The following is a 1,113-nucleotide window of genomic DNA, read 5'->3' on the forward strand; positions in this document are numbered from 1 at the left end:
TGTGGGTCGATTGCCAGCTGCTAATATTGCTGAAGCGAGAACATTGGTCAACAAAATTATCAATTATGAAACCAATCCTGATGTTCTTAAAGATTGGAAAAATAGACTTTGTTTTGTAGCAGATGATGGGGATAATAATTTACACTTTTACGATGCCGAAGGTGTCGCTATCACCGCAGGGCAACAAGATAGTAGTTATAACATTGAAAAAGTATACCTAGATGCTTTTCAACAAGTGAGCACTTCTGGTGGCGAACGTTATCCTGATGCTAAAAATGCTCTGTTAGATATTTTGTTCAAGGGTTCTTTTATTGTCAACTATTTGGGACATGGAGGGGATGATGGTTGGACACAAGAGCGTGTCTTTACAAGTAGTGATATCAATGCTCTAACCAATGTTGATAAATTGCCATTATTTATTACAGCAACTTGCTCTTTTGGACCTCATGATGATCCAACCACCGTTTCCGCTGGTGAGTTATTGTTACTTAATCCTAATGGCGGTGCGATCTCTGTTTTAACAACTGTTCGAGTTGTTATTGCATCTCATAATGAGCGTTTGGTTAGGAATACCTTTAATGTTATTTTTGATAGAAAACCTAATGGCGAGATGCCAACAACAGGAGAAGTATTGCAGTTTTCTAAAAACAATGCGGCTATCTCTCCTCCTGTAAATTCAAGAAAATATGCTTTGTTGGGCGATCCTACCATGAAACTAGCTTATCCAAATCATGATGTAAGGACAACACAAATTAACAACCAAGCCATTACCAATCAAGATACTATTCGTGCATTAGAGTTGGTAACCATATCTGGAGAAATTGTCGATAACAATGGCAATAAGGTCTCTAATTTCAATGGAACTATTTATCCAACTGTTTTTGACAAACAAGATCGATTGTATACGTTAGGAAATGACGCAGGAAGTTTTTCAGATGACTTTTTCTTGCGCAAGAAAATTATTTTTAAAGGACAAGCAAGCGTTGTTAATGGCAACTTTAGCTTTTCATTTGTTGTCCCCAAAGATATTAACTACTCGTTGGGATATGGTAAAATTTCTTACTATGCCGAAAATCAATCCAATTTGGATGCTCATGGTAATTATGACGGTAT

The 1,113-nt window shown here is 36.8% G+C and carries 1 protein-coding gene; it reads left to right on the plus strand.

Annotated features, from left to right (window positions below; translation table 11 throughout):
* Window positions 1–1,113, plus strand: a 1,113-nt coding sequence (locus CG11_RS26160; RefSeq protein WP_231512839.1) for a C25 family cysteine peptidase, incomplete at both ends; no start/stop codon positions are given.

Origin of the sequence: Aureispira sp. CCB-QB1 (genome assembly GCF_000724545.1) — a bacterium.
In the GTDB taxonomy this organism is placed as follows: Bacteria; Bacteroidota; Bacteroidia; order Chitinophagales; family Saprospiraceae; genus Aureispira.